This is a genomic window from Novosphingobium kaempferiae, from assembly GCF_021227995.1.
Lineage (GTDB): Bacteria > Pseudomonadota > Alphaproteobacteria > Sphingomonadales > Sphingomonadaceae > Novosphingobium > Novosphingobium kaempferiae.
Genome location: NZ_CP089301.1, coordinates 5,078,215 through 5,104,815, shown reverse-complemented (window position 1 = coordinate 5,104,815; position 26,601 = coordinate 5,078,215). Strand labels below are relative to the sequence as shown.

The following is a 26,601-nucleotide window of genomic DNA, read 5'->3' as shown; positions in this document are numbered from 1 at the left end:
TGTCCCCCGTCAGGTGTGAGATTGTTCAGCTTCGTGAGGATCGAGTTGTCGGTCGGAGTGTCCTGGATCCATGCGTCGACTTTTCTTGAGCCACGAAATGACGTCCCCAAGAAAATAGCGGACATGGCGGCCGTAAGTTTGATATTGCGGACCGTAACCAAACTGCCGGAACTTCCAGATGGTCCGGACATCGAGGGTTAAGAACGTCGCCACTCCGTGGTGATCGAGAACTATTATTTTTGTTGAGATATCGCTGAAGGGATAATTACTAAATCTCGGCATTCGGTGGCTAAGTACGGATGAATTATAGTAAAGTTCAATGTCACTTTCAGCGTATCGAATGGCACCGCCCATCTTAAAGTAGGGAATCTTCACGCGCCGCCCGCATTCTTGCCTTGGTCGCCGCAGGCGTACGCCTAAGCGGTGCTCAGCCTCCCGGGCGGTAATCAGTGGAAGAGGCGCGATGTCTCTGACGAATAGCAACGAACGCCAGTCGATTGCCCGCGCGGGATTTTCGCCGTCATCGGTCATTTACCGCACTCCATTGGGTGGCAGCAATTTTCCTCGTCTCACCTAACTTCCTGGGCGACAGTCCACGAATTTTACCAGCTGGCTTGAGTTCGATATTCTCGACCGGCGGTCCGGCTAGCATTGCTGACTTTCGTTCTGAAACAAGTTCGGCGGCAGCTCGGACTTGCTCGTCTTCGGCATGGACGTAGCTCATGAATACCTTGACGGCCTTATGGGCGGTCAGCGCCATCCCGACTTTCAGTGGAACGCCGGAATTTGCGATGTCCGTTGCAGTGCGGTGACGGATGGCATGCGTCCCGACATGTGGGATCTCGCATGCAGTGAGGACGCGCTTCCAAGCTTGCCAATATAGACCGGGCTTCAGCGCCTTCATGTAATTGGTCGTGCCTGGGATGACAAAGGGTGAGCCCTCGAAGCGGGGGGCCGATTTCAGCAGGCGGTAGGCCTCGGCGCTGATCGGCTTCGAAATCGGCCCGGTCTTGCTGTCTGGCCAAGTCACTCGACGTTCTTCGAAATCGATCCATGACCACTCCAGATTTGTGATCTCGGACATTCGAGCCGCGAAGGCGAACTGGAGGCGGATACCGAGGGTATAAATCGGATGTTCCAGCCCGAGCGTGTCCGCCCGATCGAGATAGTCGAACACTTTCCTCATTTCCGCATTCGAGAGCAGTCGCGTGCGTTTGCCCGCAGGATAGCGAGGAATCATTTTACAAGGATTTGTTCCGTCAGTCCTATAGCCCCAGACCTCTGCGCATTTGAACATAAACCTTAGGATATCGAGCGCCTTGTTCGCCGAAATGGGTACACGCGCCATATCTCGGACGAGGTTGGCAATATCAACTCTGGTCACCTCATCTACTTTAATCGCGCCGATTCGAGGAATAATGTGTTTTCTGAAGAGCGCTTTATACCCATATGTAGTGAGGGGTTTATTATTAGGAATTGAGTGACGGCTAATGAATTCGTCGCAGAACTGCCGCATCGTCGGATTATTTCTGGCATAGTCTTTGGCCTGAGATGGATCCTTTCCTGCGCGGACCCTAGCAGACCACTCCTGAGCGATTGCGCGAGCCTGTTCCACGGTCAGTGCGCCGAAAGAGCCGATAGCAGGCTTGCGACGCTGGCCTGCCAAGGTCCGATACTGCAGCATAAATATCTTGGAGCCAGCGGGAGTGACTTTGCAAAGGAAGCCCGGGACCTCTGTATCTCGAAGTTCGTAGGCTTTTGGCTGCACTTCGGCGGCATCGAGAAGTCGCTTCGTAAGCTTTTGAGTGGGCATTTGAATCTCCTCGGTGGAGAGAGCCTAGGGGCCAAATAAGAACCGCGCGGACGAAAGTCCGGGCGAGCAACGGCGTACAATGCGCTCTTTATACGCCTCCATAAGGCCAAATTTAACAAGGTCTTATCGTGTTGTGGCGTAGTTTAGCATGCTGCATCGTGAAGCTTTCCCTAGCAGGGACTACGACATGCCCGCCCAGCCGGTGCTCTTCGAGTATGCGGTAAATGGCCGAAAAGTGCCCGCTCTGGCGGCTCCGACCAAGCGGGGCGAGATCTTCATTCTGGACCGGGCGACCGGGAAGCCGCTGACGGGCATCGAGGAACGGCCTGTCCCGCGCGGCGCCATTCCCGGCGAACGCTATTCGCCAACGCAGCCCTATGTGCGCGGTTTCGCGTCGTTCGAGCCGCCTCCCCTGACCGAAGCGGGGATGTGGGGCGCTACGCCCATCGACCAGATGTGGTGCCGCATCCGCTTCCGGTCGCTGGATTACAAGGGGCTGTTCACCCCGCCGTCGGAGCGCGGAATGATCCAGTGGCCGGGCACGTTCGGCATCCTCAACTGGGGCAGCGTCAGCATCGATCCCGAGCGGCAACTGATGATCGTGAACTCCGCCGCCATCCCGCAGGAAGTGCGCCTGTTCCGCCACGGAGCGAATACCGATCGGCCCGCGATGGCGAAGGATTCGCACGCGCCCGGCTACCTGCCGCAATACGGCACGAACTACGGTGTCAGCCTGCTGCCGATGCTGTCTCCGCTTGGCATTCCCTGCGAAGCGCCGCCGTGGGGCAAACTCGCGGCGGTGGACCTCAGGACGGGCAAGATCGCATGGAGCCGTACTTTCGGCACTACCGCCGACACCGGGCTCGGCGTGCCGGTGCCCGGTGCCTTCAATCTGGGCGGCTCGGTGAACACCGCAGGCGGCGTGACCTTCATCGGCGCCGCGCTCGACAATTACCTGCGCGCTTTCGACACCGCGAGCGGCAGGGAACTGTGGCGCGGCAGGCTGCCTGCGGGTGGTCAAGCGACGCCGATCACTTACGTTTCCCGCAAGTCGGGCCGACAGTACGTCGTCATCGCGGCAGGAGGGCACGCCTACATGCAGACCACGCCGGGAGATTATGTCGTGGCATTCGCGCTGGATGATGGAAAGGAGCGAGCCGCCCGGTGAAACGGGAGATGCGGGCTGCGGGAAAGGGCTGGCGCTCCTGCGACAGCCCGCTAGTTACCGGGCCTCGCAGTCCTCAGGAGTACTTCATGACCATCATCCGCATCGATCAGGGGCCGCGCATGAGCGAGGCCGTCGTTCACGGCGACACCGTCTACTTGGCGGGTCAGATCGGCGCTCCGGGTGAGAGCGTGACCGAACAGACCAAGGCCGCTCTGGCGGAGATCGAGGCACTGCTTGCGCAGACCGGCAGCAGCAAGGATCATCTGCTGATGGCGACCATCTGGCTTGCCGACATCGCCGACTTCGAGGAGATGAACGCGGTGTGGGATGCGTGGATCGCAGGCCATCCGGCCCCGGCGCGCGCGACCGGAGAATCGAAGCTCGCCGCGCCGGAATACAAGGTCGAGATCATCGTGATCGCCGCCCGCGCCTGACCATGACGGCGAGCCCGATGACCATGGCGACGGCCCCCACGGCCAGCAGTATATGTGCAACGGAGCGTATCTTGCCGAACGCCGCTTCGATCGCGGTGCCGAAGGCGTATCCCATGCTGACGAAAGCCGCGCCCCATACGATAGCGGCCGTGGCGTTGATGAGCAGGAATGTGCGCGCTGACAGGCCGGTTGTGCCGATGGCAATGGGGCTGACCGTGCGCAGGCCGTAGAGAAAGCGAAAGGCGAATACGAACAGGGCAGGATGCCGGTCGAACGTCGCAAGCGCCCTTGAGAACGCGGCCTTTTGTTGCACCTTGCGGACGAGCGCATGGTTGCGGAAATGCCGACCGAGTAAAAAGAACATCTGGTCCGCCATGAACGACCCGGTTGATGCGGCGGCAATGGCGGGAAGAAGCGGCAGCAGGCCACGATGGACCATGATGCCGCCTATCACCACGACCGTTTCCCCCTCGACGGCCGCTCCCGCGAAAAGGCCTAGCAGTCCATAGTCGGATATGATCTGTTCGAACGAAATCCTGAGGGCCTTTCGTGACGCAGCGAGGAAGCGCGGTTGTAATCGAGCGATGCGTCGCTGGGAATCTGAATAGACCGTCACCGAGCTCGGAATGGGGTGCATCTGCTCGCGGCGTGCGGGCACGAGATGCGAAGCGCAGGTTGCTGGCCAGCGGGGGGGGGGGGGGGGCATAATCCGATTTTCAGGGTCGCCAGTTCCTTTCCGGAAGAATCCTGCCGCGCGACGGGTCGTTGGATTCTCGGAAGGCGACAGCCTCTCGGTCCGGGCAGGACTACAGACGGACGTGACGACGACGCCATCGCGGCAGCAACGCTAAAATACCTTCGTCACCCCTCTAGACACAAATTGTCGCAATATGTTGCCATGTTACAACGGGTTGCGTCTTTATTACGGTTGTGCTGCATATCTCTGTTGCAGTGTGGCGGCGCCGAAGCAAAATGTCCTCACCGATCCGGCTTTCGGCTGGAAACCTGGCCTCGCGGCCGAAAGGGTAACAAGGGGACATCATATGAAAACTGCAAGGAGCTACCTGCTTCTTGGCGTCGCGGCCGTTCCCGCGATGATCGCTTTGGCTTCTGCTCCGGCAATGGCGCAGGACGCCGCCGCACAGGCTTCTGAAAGCGAAGAGCCGTCCGATACGATCATCGTTACCGGTTCGCGCATCAATCGCTCCGAGCTTGACGTCGCCAACCCGGTGGTCGCGATCTCGGCCGAGCAGATCGAGCAGACCGGTCGTACCAACGTGGTCGATGTGCTGCTGCGCAATCCGGCTCTTTCCGCTTCCATTGGCAGTTCGCTCTCCGGCGGCGCGGACGCAGGCTTCGGCGAAACCGGCGTCAACCTGCTGAACCTGCGTAACATGGGCGTCGACCGGACGCTGGTCCTCGTCAACAGCAAGCGCCATGTCGCGGGCATCCCCAACTCGGCCGCCGTCGATATCAGTTCCATCCCGCAGGATTTGATCGAGCGCGTCGACGTCCTCACGGGCGGTGCCTCGGCCATCTACGGCGCCGATGGCGTGTCGGGCGTGGTCAACTTCGTGCTGAAGCGGAATTTCGAGGGCCTGGTCGTTCGCGGGCAATCGGGCCTTTCGTCCAAGGGCGATGCGGCCAACCGGTATATCAGCGCCACGGCAGGACAGAACTTCAACGACGATCGCGGCAATATCGCGCTCGCTTACGAATACAACAAGTCGGACCGGCTCAGCCCGCTCAAGCGCAAGTTCTCGGGCGACCCCATGCGCAACCGGGGCCTGTGGCAGAACCAGGATGACCTCGACGACGATCCCAACGTGCCGGATCGTGTCGTCTACAACAACCTGACCTGGGCAGACAGCGCACCCGACGGTGCGATCGACCTCGATCTTGACGGTATCCCCGATTTCACCGGCAGCGGCCTGGTCTACGATCGCGGCATTCCGCTGGTCAGCGCTGGCGGTCGCGCCATCGGCGGCTCGAACACGCCGGTCGCCGGCTACTTCGGCGACCTTCAGCCGGAAACCGAGCGGCACGTTGTCAACGCTCTGGCCAGCTACGAGTTCTCGCCCGCGATCCGCTTCTACGCGGAAGGCAAGTATGCGGAGACGCAGGCGTACTCGGTGGGGCAGCCCAGCTTCGATTTCTACACCTACCTCTACCCTGACAACGCCTATCTGCAGAACAGGTTCGGCGCTGACGCAGCACCTGACGGTGCTCTGCTTTCGCGTGACAACTTCGACTTCGGCATTCGTGGCGAAACCGTCAAGCGCAAGACCAAGCGCGTGGTGCTCGGCTTCGAGGGCGATCTGTCCGATCACCTGAAGTACGACATTTCCTATGTCTACGGGCAGACGAAGGTGAAGAATCGCCAGACGGCCAGCCTGATCGGCGACCGCTACTTCGCCGCTCTCGACGCCGTGCGCGATCCGGCGACCGGCCAGATCGTCTGCCGCTCCACCCTGTCGTATGACGGTGTCATCGATCCCGAGAACTTCGGCGGTCCGGCGACGACGTTCACGCCGGGTGCCGGCAGCGCCTGCCGTCCGCTCAATGTCCTGGGCAATGGCGTCGCAGATCAGGCCGCGCTCGACTTCGTGCTGGCCGACAACGTCAGCCGCTCGAAGATCTCGCAGGAAGTCGTCTCGGGCTCGGTTTCAGGCGATCTCGACTCGGTCTTCACCTTCCCCGGCGGCGGTTCCTTCGGGTTCGCGGTCGGCGGTGAATATCGTCGCGAAAAGAGCGAGGACACTCCGGATGCGCTGATCCAGAACGGCGAGTTCCGCGATACCGCAGCGCTGGCGGCCAGCAGCGGGCGCTTCAACGTCAAGGAAATCTTCGGCGAATTCAACGCTCCGTTGCTCAGCAACATGCGCTTTGCCGAACTCCTCTCCGTGTCGGGCGCACTGCGCTATTCCGACTACAGCACGATCGGCAAGACCACGACATGGAAGATCGACGGCATCTACTCGCCGATCCCCGACGTGCGCTTCCGCGGATCGTACTCGCAGGCCGTCCGCGCGCCGAACATCGGTGAGCTGTTCCGCCCCTCGACCGGCACGTTCGGTTTCGTGACCGATCCCTGCGACTTCCGCCGCACCGGTGAAGGCACCCAGTACCGCCAGGCGAACTGCGCCACGATCCTTTCGGGTCTCGGCCTCAGCCCGTCCGAAATCGCTGCATTCAGCCCTTCGACGAATGCCCAGGCGACCACGTCGCGCCGCGGCACTTTCGGCGGCAACACCAACCTGTCGGAAGAAACCGCGAAGACCTGGACTGCCGGCATGATCCTGCAGCCCCGGTTCATCCCGGGCCTGACGCTGTCGTTCGACTGGTACAACATCAAGATCAAGGACGCGGTCAACACGCCGACGCCGACCGAGCTTGCACAGTTGTGCGTCGATCAGCCGACCGTGCAGAACGTGTTCTGCGAGAACATCTTCCGTGACCCCAGCACCGGTTTCGTACTGGGTGACGGCGCCGATCCCGCGCGCCGGATCGGCTTCAACGTCCGTCCGCAGAACGTTGCCGCCCTCACCACCTCGGGTGCCGACTTCACGGTTCGCTATGCCTTCGACACCGCCAGCATCGGTTCATTCGTCTTCAACCTGACGGGCGGCTATCTGGATACGAAGACCGAAGTCCCCTCGATCGGGGCCGACGTCGACAACGACATCCGCGAGGAATACAATCCGCGCTGGCGTGGGTCGGCTGACGTGATCTGGAAGCTGGACAAGTTCACGGCGAACTACTCGTTCCTCTACACCAGCGATACGCGTCGCTACACGACCGAGCAGCTCGCGGGTAACCCGGACCTGTCGGATCCGCGGTACTTCTCGGTCAAGGGACTGCGTCAGCATGATGTGCGCGTCGCCTACGAAGTGGACAACCGCTTCCAGTTCTTCGCAGGCGTCAACAACCTGACCGACCAGAAGCCGGACTTCGAGAGCCTGAACTATCCGATCTCGGGTATCGGGCGCTTCCTCTATGCGGGCTTCAAGGTCCAGATGGACAAGCTGTTCTAAGCAGTCTCGACAAGCAAGGAAGGGGGGCGAAAGTCCCCCTTCTTCATTATGGCGAAGTCGATTTCCCAGACGACGGGCGTTCCTCCCCCAGCGCCATGCCGTGTTCTTCGACGTTGCTGTCCGAACTGATGCCGACATGGAGACGGGTGCCGTCCACGCCTGCGGTCAACGACCTGGCGAGCCTGGGCGGCAGGTCTTCGCCGGACCATGGCAAGGCGTAGAACTTCTTCGCATCGGAGCCGCCGTGGGCAAGCACGGCTGCGGACTCAGGTTCGAGCCGCGAAGATCATCCTGCCCTTTCCGAGGAAGGAGAACACGTCATCGAGCTTGTTCTCGCCCACCGCAAAGCAGCCCTGGCTGCGGCCGAGCTTGCCATGTGTGCGGATCATGTCCTCGTTGGCGTACCAGGCGCTATGGATCACCACGGCACGGGCCAGCGCGTTGCTGTTCGTCGGGTCTAGGCCGACGAGCCGCTGCGAGCGACCGTGTTTGCCCACGTAGTAGTCCTGCGTCAGGAATGCGCCTTCGCTCGATGCGTTGGAGTTGAAGGCATTGGAGAACCGTTCGACGAACCCGGTGTGGCGCGGGTCCGAGCCGGAGCCGTGTGCCACCAGCAGGCGCGACGCCTTGCCGTCCGCGACGTCGAGGAAATGCATTCGCATGTCGGATGAGGACGCGGAAAAATCGACGATGGCGATCCGGTCGCGCGCCTTGATCCGGTCGCCATGCCGGTCGAGGGACGCCAGTGCCTTGCGCAGCAGGCTGGGCTCTACGGTCGAGAACGTTTTCGGCCCGCTGTCGCCGCGCGCTACTGCGGGAACGCTCGACAGTTTTCCGGGCGGCAGCGCAGGTGCCGCAAGCGGTGTGGACGTCAGAGGCGAAGAGGACCGTGAACAGGCGCCGACTACCATGGCCGCGCCCGCCATCATCATCGCCCGGCGATGCATCATGGTTTCATGCTGGGCCATGTTCGGGGATATGGGAAGGGTCGGCGCGGATGGAAGAGATGTCTTCCATGATAATCAATCAGGTATGGTCAGTCGTGTTCGTAACCGGATGGGCTGTGACTGCCTATCCGGTACTTTACGGATGCACTGCTATTCTTCCGCACTTAGGTCGCTGCGCATCTGGCCATGGGCGAGGACGGCGAACAGGCCGGTGCCGCCGATGATGTTGCCCACCAGCGCAGGCAAAGCAAATTCCAGCCACGCCTCGCCAAAGCCGATGCTGCCGCTGAGCCACAGGAAGCTGACCTGCGACGACCCGGTGACGACGTGCGCGAAGCCGCCCAGCGCAATCACGTAAGTCAGCGCGAAGATCACCCAGAACTCGCTGCCACGCGCATTGGGCAGTACCCAGGCGACCGCCGCCATGATGAACCCGGCGGGAATCCCCAGCGTCAGGGTGCGCGTCCAGTGCTGGAGTTCGAGCTTGCCGAGGATGTCGAGCGCGACCATGTGCTGCTCATGGGTGACGATGATCTCGCCCGCCATCAGGGCGCTGACCAGCGTGACGCCCACGAGATTTCCCGCAAGGACGCAGGTCCAGAGCCGGGCGAGCCTTGCGAAGTTGTCCAGCGACGGCGTTTTCGCGACCGGCAGGACCGCCGTCACCGTGCTTTCGGTGAAGAGTTGTAGTCGACCCATGATGACGATCACGTAGCCGATCGGATAGCCGAGGAAATAGACCAGCGGCGCCCAGTCGGTATCGGGCAGGTGGCTGCGCAGGAACAGCTCGCACAGCAGCGACAGCGCGATCGCGAGGCCCGCCGCAATGCCCGACAGGGTCAGCGCGAGGGCAGGTCGGCGCAGTTCCTCCTCGCCCTGAAGGCGCACGACCTCATGGACGATCTTGGAGGAACCCGCGCGCCTTTCCTCGACATCGCGCGTCTCGTCAGCGTCGAGGCCTTCATCGGGTTCGGCTTCGGGCTCGGATATGTCGGTCATGACTGCCTGCTTTCGAGAGGCTCACGGTTTTCCAGCAGGCGCTTGAGCGCGGTGAGATCCTTCCCGACCATCGCGGCGTCCCTGTCGAAATCCGCGTCGGTCATGCCGGGCTGCCGGAACAGCGTGAACACCACCTGCGTCCCGGTGCCGTTCTCGATCAGGCGCAGCGGGATGTAGACCACCGGCTTGCCGGGCAGCATGACCCAGTGGTCGAGCACGCCGAAGTCGTTCGCAGGGCTGAACCGGATCGTGGCCTCCCCGAGCGGCGTCTCCGCCAGCCATCGCTCGCCGTCCCGGTGCAGCGACGACGACATGCCCGCCGCCCACTCCGGAAAGTTCTCGGGCCGACTGGCAAAGGCGTAGGCCTCGTCCATGGGGCGATCGATCGTGATACCGATCAGGCGGGCTTCGAGACTGGCCATCGCACAACTCCTTCGCCGGTCGATAACCCTTGAACGGGCGAGGAGTTCGCACCCTGCTTTCCGAAAGGACGCGCGAAGACCGGGGCGGCGTGCGAAACGAGACGCCCGAGGGGCGCGGCAGCTTCTTTCCCAAGGTGTGGTACGATTGAGCGCGTGGCGGATGCGCCCCGCATCGACTTTCAGTCCAGCTATGGCCTGTCAGCCATCGTGTCCCTGTCATCCTTCCGACCGCGCAGTGCCTCGATCACTTCGCGGATCGTCTCGGTGTCGCGCAGGTTGAGGTCGCGCTGGGGGTAGGGCACCTTGATGCCGTGTTCGCGCATCAGGCGCCACAGGGTCTTGAGGACATCGGATCGAACGTTTCCAATGCCTTCCTCGGGATCGGTGATCCAGACGTGGATGACGAAGCTGACGCCGTTCTCGGCGAAACTGTCGAGCCAGACGGTCGGCGGCGGGGCGACGAGGACGCGCTTCACCGACTTCGCGGCTTCCAGCATGAGCTGCTCGGCCAGTTCGATGTCGGAGGCGTAGGGGACCACCACCGGCACCTGGATACGCACGTTGCGGCTTGAGTAGGACCAGTTCTCGACCTGATTGATCATTATCGAACCTGGCATCTTGTACCGTCTCCGTCAGTCCAAATTTGGCTTTGATTCGTTGTTTTTGCGGTTGCTACGATCCCGCGAAGCTTCAAGATCTCTCTTCGTGTCTGACGCAAACGTATCCTAAACGTATCCAAATTCGGCCGCTTTCTAAATTTGGATACAGGGTGCAGCAATCGGAGCGGTTGATCATCGCCGATCTGCGCTGTCGCCTGTTTCAGCTCCACACGACGTCTTGTACGCCATGGCACAGACCTATTGGAAACGGCAGGCTATTCGCCACCTTCCAGCCCCAACCAGACAGTCTCCAATCGGCCCGGCACGGTTATTCAAACGCAGTGGCGAATGTCGGCTTGGGGCGCTTGCCGAACGCTTGGAAACTGGCGCTCCCGGGTGGCTCGCCGCCGTTCCGCCCCTCAAACCCCCATCCGCCCCGTCGTCTCGCCGCGCAGCAGCGCTTCTTCGCGCAGCCAGTGGGCGAGGGTTTCGGCGCGCGTTTCGCCCAGCAGCTGCGCGCGGCGGGCGATCACAGCGAAGTCGCCCGGGGTCTGGCCGTGCAGCGCCGTGTCTTGCGGCAGCGCCGCGCCGAAGTGCGCGGCGAACAGCTGGGCCGCCTGCGCCTCGCCCATGGGGCGGAAGACTGGCTGGCTCGCCTTGTGTAGCATCCCTTCATTTCGTCATTGCGAGCGCAGCGAAGCGATCCAGCGGCAGGGCGCAGCGCTGGATTGCTTCGCTATGCTCGCAATGACGACGGGTGGGGGCATTTGCTCAATCATACGCTCTAGCGATGAATTGGATAAGATGTTTCGCAGAATCGGCTGAATATCGCCGTTCCTCCTCCTTCATCCTACCGTAGTGTATACATCCAGCTTGCCCGCATCCTCATCGCGCTCCATCACCCGCCGAGGAGAGGAACGCGCATGAGCAAGCACATCCATCTGGTCAGCTTCCTGATCAATTCGCCCATCAACCATACGGTGTTGAGCTGGGCGCAGCCGGGGGACAATCGCCTCGACGCGCTGCATGACCTGCGGTTGTGGCAGGAACTGGCGCAGACGCTGGAGCGTGGGCGGTTCGACGGGATCTTCTTCGCCGATACGCCGGGCGTTTTCGACCGCTATCGCGACAGTCACGAGGATGCGGTGAAGTACGGGGTGTGCTGGCCCTGCATGGACCCGGTGGTGCTGCTTTCCGCGCTCGCCGCCGCGACGACGCATCTGGGGCTGGCGGCGACGATGTCGACCAGTTCGTACCAGCCTTGGACCATCGTGCGCCAGCTGGGCACCATCGATTACCTTTCCGGCGGGCGGGTCGGCTGGAACATCGTGACGGGGCACTTGCGCGGAGAGCACCGCGCGCTGGGTCTGCACCAGCTGGAGCATGACCGCCGCTACGACCGCGCCGACGAGTACATGGAGGTCTGCTACAAGCTGTGGAACTCGGTGAAGCCGGGGGCCATCGTCGCGGACCGGGCGGCGGGGATCTATGCCGACCCGGCGAAGGTCGAGTTCATCGACCATCAGGGCGAGTTCTTCTCGTGCCAGACGGTGTCGCCGGTGCCGCCCTCGCCGCAGGGGCATCCGGTGCTGTTCCAGGCGGGCAGCTCCGGGCGCGGGCAGCAGTTCGCGGTCAGCCATGCCGACGTGGTGTTCTCGATCCAGCCCAACGTCGCCGGGATGAAGAGGTTCGCGGCCAACCTTGCCGATGCGGCGCGCGGTGCGGGCAAGCCGGTGCCGGGCGTCAGCTTCGGCATCCAGCCCATCGTCGGCGGCACCGAGGAGGAGGCGAAGCGCAAGCTGGCCGATCTGGTCGAGAAGCTGCCGATCGACGGCTGCCTTGCGCGGCTTTCGGGGACGATGGGCGTGGACTTTGCGGGCATGGACCTCGACCAGCCGCTGGCGGAGATCGAGACGCAGGCGTCGCAGGGGCTGATGAAGGCTTTCGCCAATATCGAGGGCGACCGGCCGCTCACCTTGCGCGAAGTGGCGGTGCGCTGGGGCCTTGCGGTAGGCAAGCCGCAGATCGTCGGCACGCCCGAGCAGGTGGCGAGCGAAATGGAGCGCATCTGGCGCGAGACCGGCTGCCACGGCTACAACGTGACGCCTACGGTGATGGCCAGTTCCGTCACCGACTTCGTCGACCAGGTGGTGCCGGTCCTCCAGAAGAAGGGCGTCTATCGCACCGAGTACGAGGGCACGACCTTCCGCGAGAATCTGGGCCTGTCCTGATGGCCGATATCCGGGGCAGGGCTCACAACATCGCGCAAATCCGCGCGCTGGCGCGGCGGCGCCTGCCGCGCGCGATCTGGGAGTTCATCGAGCGCGGGACCGAGGACGACCGGCTGATCGCGGCCAACGTGGCGGCGCTCCAGTCGGTGCAGCTGCTGCCGCGCACCTTGCGCGACGTGGGGGAGCGCTCGGCGGAGATCGAGCTGTTCGGCCGCCGCCAGCCGCTGCCGCTGGTGATCGCGCCGACGGGGGTGTCGGATCTGCTGTGGCATCGCGGCGAGCGCGCCATCGCCCGCGCCGCGGCTTCGGCGGGGATACCCTTCACCCAGACGACGAGTTCGACAACCAGCTTTGCCGACATCGCCGGGTGCGCGACCTCGGGCCACTGGATGCAGATGTACTTGTGGGAGCGGCGCGACCTGTCGTGGCAGGTGGTGGAGGCGGCGCGGGAGAACGGGGCGGAGGTGCTCGTCCTGACGGTCGACACGCCGATATGGCCGCTGCGCGAATTCAACCGGCGGGCGGGGATGTCGAACCCGGTGCGGCCCAATGCCACGCTGGTGGCGGACTTCCTGAAGCGGCCTTCGTGGTTCGCCTCGGTGATCTGCCGCTACTATCTGGAGGGCGGGCTGCCGCAGTTCGCCAACTATCCGGCGGAAGTAGGCGGCAAGCTGACCGGCACCGTCAGCCGGGTGGCGAACTCGGCCTCGGTCAGCTGGAAGGACGTCGACGAATTGCGCCGCCGCTGGCCGGGCAAGCTGGTCATCAAGGGCGTGCTGAGTGCGCAGGACGCGCGGATCGCGCTCGATCATGGGGTCGACGGCATCGCCGTCTCCAACCATGGCGGGCGCAACTTCGACAGTTCCCCGCCCGCGATCGACGTGCTGGCGGGGATCGTCGATGCCGTGGGGGACCGCGCGACGGTGCTGTTCGACAGCGGCGTGCGGCGCGGGGCGGACGTGGTGAAGGCGCTCGCCATCGGGGCGAAGGCGGTGCTGGTGGGACGCGCCACGCTCTATGGCTGCGCGGCGGGCGGAAAGGCGGGCGCGCGTCATGCGATAGACTTGCTGGCGAACGAGATCGACGTCGCCATGGCCATGCTGGGGGTGTCGCGGCTGGAGGAGCTGGACCGGAGCTACCTGATGTCGGGCACGTTTCGCGAAGGGGATGCAGCCTAAATCCCGCCCCGCGCTTTACCCCTACGCCTCGCGTCCCTAACTCCGGGGGTGACGGAGGATTACGGATGGCAGGATTGCAGCGATGGCACACCGCGCTGCTGGGGCTGGGCGCCCTGGCGGCGGCCGGGTTCGGGCTGCATCGCGCCAATCGCCTGCCCAAGCGCCATGCCCGCCGCACGCCCGCGCCTGCCGTGTCCGGCGAGACCACGCTCTCGCGCGTCGCCAAGGAGATGGCGGCGCAGCATCCCGGGCTCTCGGGGCTGCACCTGCTGGCGGATGGCGTGGACGCCTTCGCCGCGCGCTACCTGCTGGTCAAGGCGGCGGAGCGCACGCTCGACCTCCAGTACTACATCTGGCACGGCGACCGCACCGGCACCCTGCTGCTGGAGGCGGTGCACGAGGCCGCGCAGCGCGGCGTCAGGGTGCGGCTGCTGCTGGACGACAACGGCATCACCGGCCTCGACCGCGTGCTGGCGGCGCTCAACGACCATCCCAATATCGAGGTGCGGATCTTCAACCCGTTCCGCATCCGCTACCCCAAGGCGATCGGCTTCCTCGTCGACTTCGGGCGGCTCAACCGGCGGATGCACAACAAGAGCTTCACGGTGGACGGCGCCGTCACCATCGTCGGCGGGCGCAACGTGGGCGACGAGTACTTCGGCGCGGGCGACGGCGCGCTGTTCGCCGACCTCGACGTACTGGCGCTCGGCCCCGTGGCGGGCGAGGTGGAGGCCGATTTCGAGCGCTACTGGATCAGCGAGTCCGCTTATCCCGCCCGCCAGATCCTGCCGATCCTTGGCCGGGCGCAGCGCCGCAAGCTCGTGCGCCGGGCCTCGGTAGTGGAAAGCGACGCCTCCGCGCGCCAGTACGTCGAGCGCCTGCGCAGCCTGCCCATCGTGCGCGAGGCGGCGGAGGGCACGCTCGACCTCGAATGGGCCGAAGTGCGGATGATAAGCGACGATCCCGCCAAGGTCGTGCGCGATCTCGACTACGCGAACCTGCTGGCGGGCAAGCTCGACAGCGCCATCGGCAGGCCGCAGCGCGAACTGGCCATCGTTTCGGGCTACTTCGTGCCGGGCGAGGAGGGCACCGCGCAACTGAGCGCCTACGCGCAGCAGGGCGTGAAGGTGACGGTGCTGACCAACGGCTATTCCTCCACCGACGTGGCGCTGGTCCACGCGGGTTACGTGCCGTGGCGCAGGCGCCTGCTGCGCGCGGGCGTGCGGCTGTTCGAGACGGCGGCGGAGGTGCATGAGGAACCCTCCCGCAAGGACCGACGCAAGGAGCGTCGCAAGGGCAGGCGGCTCGGCATCGGCAGCAACCTGCGGCCGACCGGCAGCGGCTCCTTCGCGGCGTTGCGGTCGGGCGCGTCCACCGTACACGCCAAGACAATCACGGCGGACCGCGAGCGGCTGTTCGTCGGCTCGTTCAACTTCGACCCGCGCTCGATGCGGCTCAATACTGAACTGGGCTTCGTGATCGACAGCCCGCTGCTGGCGGCGCAGGTGGCGGATGCGTTCGAGACGATCATTCCCGCCGTCGCCTACGAGGTCACCCTCGATGCGCAGGGCCGCCTGCGGTGGAGCGACGAGGATGGCACCGAGACGCGCGAGCCGGGGATGGGGCTGCTGGACAGCGCGATGATCGCCGTGGCCTCGCGCCTGCCGATCGGGTGGCTGCTTTAGGCTGGGCCCTTGCACTTCGTCATTGCGAGCGGAGCGAAGCAATCCACGGTCGGCCCATGCCGCTGGATTGCTTCGCTACGCTCGCAATGACGAATGGGGGAGGGTGTATGGTCGAGCCCCTCAACCCCGTCGCCCCTGCGGAGGCAGGGGCCCATCAGGCCTGTCGCCAAGGCACCTTGCTCACGAGGCGGTGAGCTTGGGATGGGCCCCTGCCTGCGCAGGGGCGACGGGGTGTGTGAGCAGGCTGCCCTAACTCGCCGCGTAGCCGCCATCGACGTGGATCGCGTCGCCGTGGACGTAGCGGGCGGCGCTGGAGGCCAGGAATGCGACGGCTTCGGCCACTTCGGCGGGCTCGACGAAGCGGCCCATCGGGTTGCCGGAGGCGACCCCTGCGCGCAGATCCTCGACCGGAGTGCCGCCGGTGATGCGCGAATAGGTGGCGAGGATGTCGTCCATCATCGCGGATTCGACGACGCCGGGATGCACCGAGTTGACCCGGATCGGCTGCTTGAGGGCCGCGAACTCCACCGCGGCGACGCGGGTGAGCATTCGGGCGGCGGCCTTGCTGACGCAATAGGCGGCGCTGAACGCGGCGGGCCGGTCCGACGCGCCCGAGCACAGGTTCACCACCGAGGCGCCGCCTGCTCGCCGCGATCCGCTGCGGGCGAGCAGCGGCGAGGCCAGCTTGAGGCCGAGGAACATCCCCTCGACATTGACCTGCTGGCAGCGCCGCCAGTCTTCCAGCGCCATCGCGTCCAGCCTTTCCATCGGGGCGATGCCGGCGTTGTTGACGAGGATGTCGAGCGCGCCGTGGCGGCTTTCGATGGTCGCCAGCGTCTCGCTCCAGCTTGCCTCGCTGGTGACGTCGAGCGGGAGAAACCCGTCCGCGCCATCGGCAGATGGTCGCAGGTCCGAGCGGATCACGGTGGCGCCGCGCGCTGCCAGCAGGTGACACACGGCCGAGCCGATGTCCCCGTTCGCGCCGGTGACGAGGGCGATGGCACCGTCGAGGCGGGTCGCGTCCATCTCAGGCCTTCCCGAAGGCGTAGACGGGATCGCCCTTGCCGCGCGTGCCGTGCAGGTCGAGCGCGGCGTACATGCCGCCGGTCATGTCGCGCGTGCTCGGCTCGGAGCGCAGCCAGTCGAGCACGAACGTCCGCTCGGCGATGGCCCAGCGCCCGTCACGCCGCTCGAAGCGGTCGATGTAGCGGCCACCGGTGAGGGTGTCGGTCTTCTCGTCCCCGCGCGAGGTGGAGACGGCGATCACGTAAGTCTCGCCCACCGCGCCGTCGCCATCCACCTCGATCCACTGGTTCGCGATGGAGTGGAAGGTCTGCTCGTAAGTCGCCTCCACCAATGCGCAGATCTCGGCGGCGAACGTGCACCCGTCCCCGTTGAACGCACCGCTGACGATGGTGCTGTCGGGGTGGAACACGCCCGCCAACAATGCCTCGTCGGCGCGGTCGACGCCGCGGCAGTAGGCCATGGTGAGGTCGGCGATCTGCTGGCGGGAGACCACCGCGTCGATCGTGCTGGCATCGTGCGTCATCGTTTGGGCTCCTCGGGTCGGGTTCTTCGCGCAGGCCTGCGCGAGCAGGGCGATGCCTGCATCGGCGCTGCCGTGGCCGCCGGTGGGGACGTGGTGGTCGAGCGGGCCGAGCGCGGGCAAGGCCCCAATCACCTCTGGCCCGCCGGTCCAGTTCACGCTGGTGTCGAGCACGTAAGTGCGGTGGTTCATTCGCCATCGTCCGTCGCGGCGCTCGTGCCGGTCGAGGTAGCGCCCGCAGATCAGATGCTGCGTTGTGGGACCACTCTCTCCGGGGCTGGAAGCGTAGGCCATGATGTAGCTTTCGGACACGGCGTGGTCGCCCTCGGTTTCGATCCACATCTGCGCGGTGCGGTGGAGGGTGACCGGCCCCGCCTTCTGCGCGGCGCACAGGATCGCGGCGAACCCGGGCGCGGGCCCGGCGTAGAAGCGATAGTCCACGGTGCCGTCGGGATGATAGCAGTCCGCCAGCAGCCCCGCATCGGCGCGGTCCACGCCCCGGCTGTGCTGGGCGAGGACGTTGGTGATGGCCTGTCGGTCGGCGACCTGGGAGATGCTCATCCGACCGTCTCCCCGTTGTCGATGACGATGTGGGTGCCGGTGATCTGGCGCGATTCCTCGGAAGCGAGGAACAGCACGAGGTTCGCCACGTCCTCGGGCCGACCCTGCCCGTGGGCGTTCACCTGATCGAGCCCGGCATTGTCGCCCGGCAGCTGGTCCAGCGCCTGCCGCGTCATCGGCGTGTCGTGCGCGCCCGGTGCGATGGCGTTGCAGCGGATCGCGTAGCCCTGTTCCTGACAATGCACCGCGACGCTGCGGGTGAGCGCGATGATCCCCGCCTTGGCCGCGCTGTAGGCGGGAATGGCGCTGATCCCCTTGAGCGCCGCGACCGAGGCGACGTTGACGATCGAGCCGCCCCAAGGACCATTGGCGCCCTTGGTCATGTGCGGGATCGCGCTCTTGCAGCCGAGGAAGCAGCCCTCGACCATGACCTGCATCTGGAGGCGGAAGGTGTCGAGGTCGCAGTCCTCGACATTGCCGAAGCGTACCAGCCCGGCGTTGTTCACCAGCACGTCGAGCCTGCCGAAGCGGCTGATCGTCTGCGCCACCACATGCTGCCACTGCGCCTCGTCGCGAACGTCGTGTTCGAGGAACAGCGCGTCCGGGATCGACGCGGCGACTTCCCGGCCGAGGTCGCCCTGGAGGTCGGTGATGACGACTTTCGCGCCCTCCGCCGCCAGCATCCGGGCGTCCGCGGCGCCGAGCCCGGATGCGCCGCCGGTGATGAGGGCGACTTTGCCTGATACGCGGTTCATGGGGTCTCGATCTCCTTACATTTCGTCATCGCGTGGCCCGCAGGGCCGTGGCGATCCAGAGCGGAGCGAGTCCGCCCTGGATTGCTTCGCTACGCTCGCAATGACGAGCGTTTGGGCACACCCTCAGAACTCGAAGCTCACCGAGCCGCCCCACTGGCGCGGCGGCGCGTAGCCGGCGAGGCCCGCGTAGCCGGGGCTGTCGTAGACTGTCGAAAGGTAGCGCGAGTCCAGCAGGTTGGTCGCCCACAGGCCCACCGACCACGCCCTGCCGTCCGGTTTATAGGTCAGCGAGGCATCGACGAGATGCGTCGGCTGGATCTTCGAGCGCGGGGTGTCGAGGATCGCGGTGTAGTACTTCGAACTGGTGTAGGTGTAGCTCACGTCGCTGACGAGTTCCGCCCCGTTGCCGAGCGGGATCACGAAGTTCGCACCGAAGCTGGCGTTCCACTTGGGCGCGTTCTGGAGGCGGTAGCCTTCGAGGTCGAGGATCTGGCCCGAGAGCGGATCGCCGTAGAGGAACTCCTTGTACTTGGCGTCGAGGTACGCGAGCGAGGCGCGCAGCGTCATGCCCTCCACCGGGACGGCGGTGGTCTCAAGTTCGAAGCCCTTGATCTCGGACTTGCCCGCGTTGAGGATGCGGTTGCCCTGCGTGTTGGTGTCGCCGTCGAAGTAGATCTGCGCGACCTGCATGTCGCGGTAGTTGGTGTAGAACGCGGCAAGGTTCACGCGCAGGTGCCGGTCGAGGAAGTCGGCCTTGATGCCCGCCTCGAACGTATCGACCTTCTCGGGATCATAGGGCGTGTCGCCGTCCGCCGGGACGCCGACGCGCGCGGTGAAGCCGCCCGACTTGAAGCCGCGCGCCCAGCTTGCGTAGAGCAGCGTGTCGTCGGCGACTTCGTAGTCCGCGCCGAGCTTCCAGCCGACGTTGTTCCAACTCTTGGTGCCGCCCACGGTGAAGCTGCCGATCACGGTGTTGCCGATGCCGGTGTAGTTGGAGCCCGCCGGATCGCCGATGCTGGTGGTCAGGCTGGGCGTCGATTCCGTCTTCTCGTGCGTATAGCGGATGCCCGCCTGCAGCTTGAGCCGGTCGGTCGCCTGCCAGTAGGCCTGAGCGAAGCCGCTGATCGAATAGTTGTCCTGATCCTGCAGATTGGTCTGGAGCAGGCCCGGCGCGGCGAACTGCAGGCGGTAGGCCTGGATGTGGTCGTAGTGGTTCTTGAGGTAGAACCCGCCGACGAGGACGTTGAGCGTGTCGGTCAGCTCGAGATTGGTGCGCAGTTCCTGGCTGAACTGCCAGCCCACCGTGCGGCGGTAGGTATCGTTGAGGAACAGCGGGGTGCCGTCCTGGTCGGTATATTCGCGCAGCTTGAAGCGCTTGTAGCCGGTGATCGAGGTCCAGTCGCCGAGCCCGGTGTTGCGCCAGTTCATCGTCAGGGTGCCGCTGTAGGTGTCCATGTTGGACTGGTCGGGCACGGAGTTGTTGGCGCCGTAGTACTTGTCGGGCGCGATGCAGGCGCCGTCGGTGGCGCAGGGGCTGGTGTACATGCCGCCGGTGCCGGGGCCTGCGGTGCCCGGCGCGACGTAGAGGATCTCGCCCGGGCGCGCGCCGTTGATGACGATGGGCGATCCGTTGCGGGCGTTGACGTACTCGCCCTGCAGCGTCGCGTCGAAGTTCGAACCCGGCGTGAAGTGCAGGTAGGCGCGCACCGCGTCGAGGTTCTTGCGACCCATGTCGGAGCCGTCGACCACGTTCGTCACCCAGCCCTTGCGCTGGGTGTGGATGCCCGCGACCTTGAGCGAGAGGACGTCCTTGACCAGCGGCGCCTCGATCGATCCGGTCAGGTCCATGCGATTGTAGTTGCCGTAGACCGCCTTGACGTGGCCGCCGAACTCGCCGGTCGGCTGGGCGGTGACGACGTTGATGACGCCGCCGGTCGTGTTCGCGCCGAACAGCGTGCCCTGCGGCCCGCGCAGCACCTCGATGCGGTCCACGTCGTAGAGGTCGAGAAGGGCACCCATCGAGAAGAACTGCGGCACCCCGTCGACCACGATCGACACGGTGTTGCCCGCGTAGGGGTCGGGCTCGATCACGCCGATGCCGCGCACGGTGAAGACGGCGCTCTGGGGCGTGTTGGCGAAGTTGTCGATCTGGACGTTGGGGATCTGGCCCTGCAGCGCCTGCAGCGACGTGCCCTGCGTGGCGGCGAGCGCCTCGCCGCCGACGGCGGTGATGGAGATCGGCACGTCCTGGATGTTCTCGGACTTCTTCTGCGCGGTGACGACGATCTCCTGGATGCCGCCCTGCTGCTCCGCTTCCTGCGCCGATGCGGCGTGCGGAGCGATGAGGGCGGCAGCGCCGAGGGCGATGCGCGAACTTGCGGTGAGCCAGGTTTTCATTGGTATCCTCCCTATGTTTTTACGTTCTGTTTTCTGGACACAGTGGATCGTCATCCCGGCGCAGGCCGGGACTGCGGGCCGTCAACGACCCGCATCGCGTGGAAAGCTGCTGCTCGAAAAGTGCGTCTAGAGACCGCCCGCGGTCCCGGCTTTCGCCGGGATGACGGACGACGTCAGCGCCGTCCTTCCAGATAGTCGTTCAGGACTTCATGGAAGAAGCGGACCCGCGTTTCCTGCGCCGCCAGATAGGCGTCGGAATAGCCGCGCGAGTGCATGCCCTTCTGCTGTCCTTCCGCCAGCAGCATGTCCTGATAGACGATCTGGTCCTTGATCTCTGGCGTGCCGCGTCCGTTGTCGAAGGCGCGGTGCTGGAACTCCGCCTCGCGCAGCGGCTGAGGTCCGGCCATGACCGATTCCACCACGGTCTGCCCCTCCACCGGGAAGGCCATGCACCACAGGTCGAAGGTACACTTGTTGGGGTCGGTCGGGTGCGGCTCCGTGCGGAAGAAGATCAGGTTGTCCGGCAGGAAGCTGATGGTGACGTTGGGGAACATCACTGTATGCGGGCTGTCGGTGATCTCCTCGTCGTCCATGTGCTCGTAATGGACGTAGCCGCGCTCCTGCCACAGCCGCCGCTTGGCCGCCTTGAGGTCGAGCCAGCCCTGCATAGCCTTGGTCTCGTAGTCCGGGTAGGCGTCGGGATCGATGTCCCAGGCCCGCAGGATCATGTCGAAGGGATGATCCACGCCTTCCGGCAGCCGGTCCGACAGCGAAGGGCGCATCGGCTGCACCGTGCGGCCATGGCCGTTCGCCCACATCTCGTGCCGCGCGGTATCGACGTCCTGATCGATCCATGGCGGCACCTGCGGATGCGCGGTGCGGGTGTGGTAGCTCTCCGAGAAGTTGTCGGTCGCGAACTTCCAGTTGGTTTCGAGGTCGATCTTCATCCAGAACACGCGCACGGCGGTGTCCATCGGATAGTTCTTGTAGAGGTCCGGCATCGGCGCGAGGAAATCGAGCAGTTCCGGCGCCTCGTCGTCCATCGTGTACCACACGAAGCCGCCCCAGGTGGCGCAGCGCAGCTCCTTGAGCTTCAGCTTGCCGCAGGGGTTGCCCTGCGGGAAATCCTCGGGATCCTGCGCATAGTTAAGGACGCCGTCCTTGCCCCAGACCCAGCCGTGGTACGGGCACTGGAACGAGTCCTGCGAACTCGCGTCCCACACCAGCCGCATCCCGCGATGGCGGCAGGAATTGTAGAACGCCTTCACCGAGCCGTCGTCCTGCTTCACGCAGAACACGGACTCGTTCATGAAGTTGTGGACCACGTAGTCGCCCGGTTCCTCAAGCTCCGCCGTGCGTCCGGCGACGTGCCAGATGCGGGTCCACATGTGGTCCCATTCGCGCTGCATGAACTCGGGCGAGGTATAGCGGTCGCCGGTGATCGCATCGCCCCTGAGGTTCGCGGCATTACGGCCGTCGATCATCATGGCGTCGATGTCGTGCCTTCCCATCTCTGCTCCTTTCGAGACCTCTGTCGGGTCCGTCTCGTCGCAGGGCAGGATAACGAAACTGGTCGATCGACCTAACTGTCAAAACGATCAGGGGGCCTTCAGGCTCTCCAGCCCGCTGGCGAAGAAGCGCAGGGCGGGGCCGGTCATCTCGTCCAGCCGCACGGCGGAATGGTGCCCCTGCGTGATGTCGTCGAGGAAGCCCGGATCCTGCACCATGAAGATCAGCGCCGCTTCGATGAGGTAGATGCCCGCCAGCAGGCTCGCTTCGGGGATGTCGGGAGAGTGCTGGCGCAGCCGGTCGATGAAGATCTGCGACACCACGCTCAGCTTGGCGAGGATCGGGCGCAGTTCGGGCAGCCGGTACGAACTCATCAGGTGCGATGTCATCACCATGTAGTTGCGCAGCGGGTCTTCGGGGCGCGAGGCCGATTGCAGGAAGGGCAGGATGAAGGCGGTGACGATCTCCTCCAGCCCGAACTTCTCTCCTGCCTCGGCCCGCGCGAAGCTCTCGGCGATGGTCGAGCGCAGCAGGTCCAGCTTGCGCTCCAGCGCGGCATCGAGGATCAGGTGCTTGTTGCCGAAGTGGTAATGCACCAGCCCCATCCGCACGCCCGCTTCCTGCGCGATGTCGCGCAGCGAGGTACCGAGGTAGCCGTTGCGCGCGAACAGCACTTCCGATGCGTCGAGGATCTGGTTGCGCGTGGCTTCGCCCTTGGCGGAAGTGGTCGTGCGCAAGGGCTTCGTCGGCTCGGTCATGCGTCCCATTATGACGCCTGCGACCGATGCAGCCAGAGTCGCGGCGATAAAAATCTGAGACTTGCCGCCAGCCGGAGCCTCGCGACCGGCATATGGTGGCAAATCCGCACGGGAAGTTACCGGCTCGACAAGCGCGCGCGGAAAGGCTTGGTTAGCTATCTGACAGCCAACGGGGAACCAGCCTTGTCGTTTGCGATCGAGGATATCTACGACGCCGCCTTCGACCGCACCCTGTTTCCTGCGCTGATAGAGCGGATAGGCGCGGCGCTCGGCGCGCAGGCGGGCTTCATCGGGTGGAGCGACCCGGACCGGCACGTCGGCTTCCAGTTCCAGTTCGGCAACGACCCGGCGTGGCTGGCCCGCTACGTCGAGACGTATGCCGCGCAGGACGTGCTGCTGCCGCACCTCCATGCCATACCGGAAGGGGAGTGCAGGCCCGCCTGGGATCTCCTTCAGCAGCCCGACGTGCGCGAGAGCGTGTTCTACCGGGAATACCTCGCGCCGCAGGGCATCGTCGACAACATCGCGGTCAATCTCATCAAGCGGCCGGGGATCATCGCCAGCCTCGCACTGCAGCGACGGGCGCCTGCCGCTCCCTATTCGGCGGAGGAATGCGCGTACCTTTCGGCGCTGGTGCCGCACCTGCGCCGCGCGATCTATATCCAGAGCCACCTCGCACGCGCCGCCGAACATGCCGCTGCCGACCGCGCCTTCGCCGGGAGCGCGGGCAGCTCGGTGCTCCTGCTGAGCGCGGACCATGTGCTGATCGAGGCCGCGCCGGTGCTCGTGCCGCTGCTGCGCCTGCGCATCGGCGAGCCGCTGGGCGACGGCACTTTCGGCAGCGCGGTGGCGCGGGCCGTCGAGCAGGGGGAACCGGTGGCGGTGGAAGTCCGGGTGGATGGAGGCGAGGCTCCGATCCCGGTGCTGCTGGAGGCGCGGCGACTGGACACCGCGCGGTTCGGCGATCTGGCCGAAGGGCCGGGCGCGGCCTATGCCGTCCACGTCACGCGGGTCGACCAGCCGCGCGCCATCGCCTTCGACGCCATCGGCAGCCTCTACGGATTGACCGCGACCGAACTGCGCGTCCTCACCGATGCGGTGGATACCGGAGACATCACCGCCGTGGGCGATCGGCAGGGCATGGCCCGCGCGACGGCGCGCACCCACCTGCACCGCATATACGAGAAGACGGGGACCAAGAGTTTTGCAGGACTTTCCAATCTGGTACATCGCTTCGGGCGTATCGGAATGGGATGAAAATAAACCTCTAAATAATGCTCGAGTAAACAGATGATGGATGCGGTTTAATCCATAGCGAACTAAACATCTGCGCAGGGCATCAGGGGGGTGTCCGAAAGCGAAGTGGTGGGTTCGATGAACGTGCCGTTGCAGATTTTCGCCGGGGCAACCGAAATCGATGCAGGCCTGTCGTCGGGGGACGATCGTGCTGACCGATGGAAACGGCTGACCGCGTGGTTCCGGGGGGAGCACATCGCGGCGGTCCGCTGGGCGGGTGATCCGGTCGTGGTTCCACCACGGATGGCGTTTTCAACGCCGCGCAGCGACCTCGGCGTCGAGCCTGCCACTTTTCCCTCCCGCAAGTTCGACCTGCGCGACGGCATCCTGCTCGGCACCGCCATGGTCGGCATGGCGGCCCTGCTGATGACTGCGGCGAGCGGCGCCTATTCGATCACCGGCAGCGGTTCGGCGGCGACCCGGGTACATGCCGCGATCCCGTCCGATCCGACCATCGGCGGTCGCCTGCTGGCGGCGCAGGATCTCGTCGCCGATCGCGAGACCGACGGTCTGGAGCGGGCGATCGGCCTGCTCGAAGGCGTGACGATGCAGGCGCCCGGCTTCGCGCCGGGGCATGCGGGGCTGGCGGAGGCGCTGGTCCTCTCCCGCGAATTCGGTCGACGCAACGATATGGAGGCGTTCCGCCAGGCGCGGCAGGCGGCCCTGACGGCGGTGCGGCTGGACCCGGAGCTGGCCGCGGGGCACCGACTGCTCGGCTTCATGGATTACTGGGCGGACGGCGATTTCGCACGGGCGCGGTTGCGCTTCGAACGGGCGCTCGAACTCGATCGCGGCGATGTGCTCTCGCACTTCTGGTACGGCAACGTGCTCAGCGACCATGGCGACCATGCGGCGGCGATGGCGGAGCTGGAGCGGGCGCTGGTGCTGCAACCCGGCTCGGTCGCGATCCGCACCGACCTTGCATGGGCGCGCTGGTCGGTGGGAGAGGATGCGGCGGCGCGCGCCGCGCTGAACGAGATCGTGCGGGAGGATCCGGACTTCGCAGTCGCGCACGATTGCCTCGCCATCATGGCGCTCGTCGATGGCGATACCGTTGGCTATCTGCATCATTTCACGATGTTCGCCCGCTCCCGCGGCGATGCGCGACTGCTGCTACGCGCGGACGAACTGGCGCGTGCATCGACGGCGGGCCCCGGAGCGCTGCGAAGGGCGGTGCTCGCCCAGGCGCAGGCCGATGTGGCCGACGGTTCGCACGACCGGGTCTGGCCGGTAATGGTCGCCTCGCTCGAAGGCGATCGCGGCACGGTCCTGCGCCTGCTCCGCGCGGCCCGAGGTGCGCACGAGCACTGGGGCGACGCCGCCCTCCAGATGCGCATCCGCGCGATCTGGAAGGGCGACCGCGAGATCATGCGCCTGATCGGCGAGCGCACGGCCTGACCGGGCTCCGGGAAATCCGTCAGGGTCAGATGAAAACAGCCCGGAGCGGGGTCTACCGCTCCGGGCTGCTTCGTCATTTTTGCAATGACGTGGCGGCGTCAGCGCAGACCGCTTACCCCTTCAGCGCGGCGACCAGCGCTTCGCCGACGCCGGTGCCCGACGCGGGGTTCTGGCCGGTGATGAGGCGGCCATCGACCACGACGTAGGGCTGCCAGTTCTCCACTGAGGAATACTCCGCGCCCTCGGCCCGCAGCGCGTCCTCAAGTTCGTAGGGCACGTCGTCGCGGGCGTAGTCGGCCTCTTCCTTCTTCGAGAACGAGGTCAGCTTCTTGCCGCTAATGAAGGGAACGCCGTCGCCGATGTCGACGCCGAGCAGGCCGCAGGGACCGTGGCAGACCGCGCTCACGATCTTGTTGGTGTTCCAGGCGCGCACCACCGCGTTCTGCACGTCCTTGTTGTGCTGGATGTCGACCATCGGGCCGAGGCCGCCGGGGATCAGGATAGCGTCGTAGTCGGACGCGTCTACCTCGGACAGCTTGCGGCTGCGGTTCAGGCGGCGGAACGCCATGCTTTCCAGGAATTCCTTCTGGGTGGCATCGCTTTCGTCGTAACCGTCATAGGGGCACCACCCGCCCGAGGGCGATGCGAATTCCACCGCGATGCCCGCCGCTTCGAGAACCTCGAACGGGTGCGCCACTTCGGGGAAGAAGAAGCCGGTCTTGCGATTGTTCGGACCGATCACGCCGGTGTTGGTGACGATGAAGAGAACATGCTGGGTCATGTCGTTTCCTTGATCGAGAAAAAATGCGTTCAACCGGTCGGGTCAGTGCCGCGATCGCGCGAATGCATTGCGAGACGGCGGGCATCCGGC

The 26,601-nt window shown here is 65.0% G+C and carries 24 protein-coding genes; 8 read left to right on the top strand and 16 right to left on the bottom strand.

All coding sequences use genetic code 11. The annotated features are described in order from the left end of the window. Positions 1–9: 9 nt before the first annotated feature. Together LO787_RS23155 and LO787_RS23150 are read right to left on the bottom strand one after the other, a co-directional pair. Positions 10–531, bottom strand: coding sequence for a hypothetical protein (locus LO787_RS23155; protein WP_232493327.1), 522 nt, complete (start codon positions 529–531; stop codon positions 10–12). Beyond that, complete coding sequence (locus tag LO787_RS23150; protein WP_232493326.1) at positions 521–1,813, bottom strand: tyrosine-type recombinase/integrase; 1,293 nt, start codon at positions 1,811–1,813, stop codon at positions 521–523. The genes LO787_RS23155 and LO787_RS23150 overlap by 11 nt, the downstream gene beginning before the upstream one ends. Before the next feature lie 187 nt (positions 1,814–2,000). On the opposite strand from LO787_RS23150, the gene LO787_RS23145 reads away from it, so the two are divergent. Continuing rightward, on the top strand, positions 2,001–2,981 hold the full coding sequence (locus LO787_RS23145; protein ID WP_232493325.1) for an outer membrane protein assembly factor BamB family protein: 981 nt from the start codon (positions 2,001–2,003) through the stop codon (positions 2,979–2,981). An 86-nt stretch (positions 2,982–3,067) separates the two neighbouring features. After that, the gene (locus LO787_RS23140; RefSeq protein ID WP_232493324.1) at positions 3,068–3,415 is read left to right on the top strand and encodes a RidA family protein; all 348 of its coding nucleotides are present in this window, start codon (positions 3,068–3,070) and stop codon (positions 3,413–3,415) included. On the opposite strand, the gene LO787_RS23135 is transcribed toward LO787_RS23140, so the two are convergent. Next, the gene (locus LO787_RS23135; protein ID WP_232493323.1) at positions 3,390–4,031 is read right to left on the bottom strand and encodes a DedA family protein; all 642 of its coding nucleotides are present in this window, start codon (positions 4,029–4,031) and stop codon (positions 3,390–3,392) included. The genes LO787_RS23140 and LO787_RS23135 overlap by 26 nt on opposite strands. A 427-nt stretch (positions 4,032–4,458) precedes the next feature. On the opposite strand from LO787_RS23135, the gene LO787_RS23130 reads away from it, so the two are divergent. Beyond that, the gene (locus LO787_RS23130; RefSeq protein ID WP_232493322.1) at positions 4,459–7,449 is read left to right on the top strand and encodes a TonB-dependent receptor plug domain-containing protein; all 2,991 of its coding nucleotides are present in this window, start codon (positions 4,459–4,461) and stop codon (positions 7,447–7,449) included. A 46-nt stretch (positions 7,450–7,495) separates the two neighbouring features. On the opposite strand, the gene LO787_RS23125 is transcribed toward LO787_RS23130, so the two are convergent. The 6 genes from LO787_RS23125 to LO787_RS23100 all read right to left on the bottom strand — a co-directional run bounded on the left by LO787_RS23125 (position 7,496) and on the right by LO787_RS23100 (position 11,084). Continuing rightward, positions 7,496–7,705 (bottom strand): hypothetical protein, encoded by a 210-nt coding sequence (locus LO787_RS23125; protein ID WP_232493321.1) that lies wholly within the window; start codon positions 7,703–7,705, stop codon positions 7,496–7,498. A 10-nt stretch (positions 7,706–7,715) separates the two neighbouring features. Next, the gene (locus LO787_RS23120; RefSeq protein ID WP_232493320.1) at positions 7,716–8,417 is read right to left on the bottom strand and encodes a murein L,D-transpeptidase catalytic domain family protein; all 702 of its coding nucleotides are present in this window, start codon (positions 8,415–8,417) and stop codon (positions 7,716–7,718) included. 129 nt (positions 8,418–8,546) lie between these two features. Then, entirely contained in the window at positions 8,547–9,395 is an 849-nt protein-coding gene (locus LO787_RS23115) for a formate/nitrite transporter family protein (RefSeq protein WP_232493319.1), read from the bottom strand. Then, entirely contained in the window at positions 9,392–9,817 is a 426-nt protein-coding gene (locus LO787_RS23110; RefSeq protein WP_232493318.1) for an SRPBCC family protein, read from the bottom strand. Before LO787_RS23110 ends, LO787_RS23115 begins: the two co-directional genes overlap by 4 nt. A gap of 188 nt (positions 9,818–10,005) precedes the next feature. Continuing rightward, positions 10,006–10,419: a mechanosensitive ion channel family protein gene (locus tag LO787_RS23105; protein WP_338045398.1), complete on the bottom strand. Its 414-nt coding sequence runs from the start codon at positions 10,417–10,419 to the stop codon at positions 10,006–10,008. 416 nt (positions 10,420–10,835) lie between these two features. Further along, positions 10,836–11,084 carry a hypothetical protein gene (locus tag LO787_RS23100; RefSeq protein ID WP_232493317.1) on the bottom strand — a complete coding sequence of 83 codons (249 nt, stop codon included), beginning with the start codon at positions 11,082–11,084 and terminating at the stop codon, positions 10,836–10,838. Between the two features lie 255 nt (positions 11,085–11,339). On the opposite strand from LO787_RS23100, the gene LO787_RS23095 reads away from it, so the two are divergent. From LO787_RS23095 to LO787_RS23085, 3 genes are all read left to right on the top strand, one after another. Continuing rightward, the gene (locus tag LO787_RS23095; protein WP_232493316.1) at positions 11,340–12,647 is read left to right on the top strand and encodes an NtaA/DmoA family FMN-dependent monooxygenase; all 1,308 of its coding nucleotides are present in this window, start codon (positions 11,340–11,342) and stop codon (positions 12,645–12,647) included. After that, entirely contained in the window at positions 12,647–13,825 is a 1,179-nt protein-coding gene (locus LO787_RS23090) for an alpha-hydroxy acid oxidase (RefSeq protein ID WP_232493315.1), read from the top strand. The genes LO787_RS23095 and LO787_RS23090 overlap by 1 nt, the downstream gene beginning before the upstream one ends. Before the next feature lie 65 nt (positions 13,826–13,890). Then, entirely contained in the window at positions 13,891–15,510 is a 1,620-nt protein-coding gene (locus tag LO787_RS23085) for a phospholipase D family protein (RefSeq protein WP_232493314.1), read from the top strand. Positions 15,511–15,759: 249 nt separating this feature from the next. On the opposite strand, the gene LO787_RS23080 is transcribed toward LO787_RS23085, so the two are convergent. The 6 genes from LO787_RS23080 to LO787_RS23055 form a co-directional block, all read right to left on the bottom strand. After that, the gene (locus LO787_RS23080; protein WP_232493313.1) at positions 15,760–16,536 is read right to left on the bottom strand and encodes an SDR family NAD(P)-dependent oxidoreductase; all 777 of its coding nucleotides are present in this window, start codon (positions 16,534–16,536) and stop codon (positions 15,760–15,762) included. 1 nt (position 16,537) lies between these two features. Next, entirely contained in the window at positions 16,538–17,617 is a 1,080-nt protein-coding gene (locus LO787_RS23075; protein ID WP_232493312.1) for a nuclear transport factor 2 family protein, read from the bottom strand. Continuing rightward, a complete protein-coding gene (locus LO787_RS23070; protein WP_232493311.1) occupies positions 17,614–18,372 on the bottom strand; it encodes an SDR family oxidoreductase in 759 nt (252 codons plus the stop codon). Before LO787_RS23070 ends, LO787_RS23075 begins: the two co-directional genes overlap by 4 nt. Positions 18,373–18,495: 123 nt before the next feature. After that, positions 18,496–20,769 carry a TonB-dependent receptor gene (locus LO787_RS23065; protein WP_232493310.1) on the bottom strand — a complete coding sequence of 758 codons (2,274 nt, stop codon included), beginning with the start codon at positions 20,767–20,769 and terminating at the stop codon, positions 18,496–18,498. 173 nt (positions 20,770–20,942) lie between these two features. After that, complete coding sequence (locus LO787_RS23060; RefSeq protein WP_232493309.1) at positions 20,943–22,280, bottom strand: aromatic ring-hydroxylating oxygenase subunit alpha; 1,338 nt, start codon at positions 22,278–22,280, stop codon at positions 20,943–20,945. A gap of 87 nt (positions 22,281–22,367) precedes the next feature. Next, on the bottom strand, positions 22,368–23,045 hold the full coding sequence (locus tag LO787_RS23055) for a TetR/AcrR family transcriptional regulator (RefSeq protein ID WP_232493308.1): 678 nt from the start codon (positions 23,043–23,045) through the stop codon (positions 22,368–22,370). Between the two features lie 174 nt (positions 23,046–23,219). Here LO787_RS23055 and LO787_RS23050 point away from each other — a divergent pair, with 174 nt between their 5' ends. Then, a complete protein-coding gene (locus LO787_RS23050) occupies positions 23,220–24,293 on the top strand; it encodes a helix-turn-helix transcriptional regulator (protein WP_232493307.1) in 1,074 nt (357 codons plus the stop codon). Between the two features lie 90 nt (positions 24,294–24,383). After that, positions 24,384–25,730, top strand: coding sequence for a tetratricopeptide repeat protein (locus LO787_RS23045; RefSeq protein WP_232493306.1), 1,347 nt, complete (start codon positions 24,384–24,386; stop codon positions 25,728–25,730). Between the two features lie 112 nt (positions 25,731–25,842). Here LO787_RS23045 and LO787_RS23040 read toward each other — a convergent pair whose 3' ends face one another. Beyond that, positions 25,843–26,511 carry a type 1 glutamine amidotransferase domain-containing protein gene (locus LO787_RS23040; RefSeq protein ID WP_232493305.1) on the bottom strand — a complete coding sequence of 223 codons (669 nt, stop codon included), beginning with the start codon at positions 26,509–26,511 and terminating at the stop codon, positions 25,843–25,845. Positions 26,512–26,601: the final 90 nt, after the last annotated feature.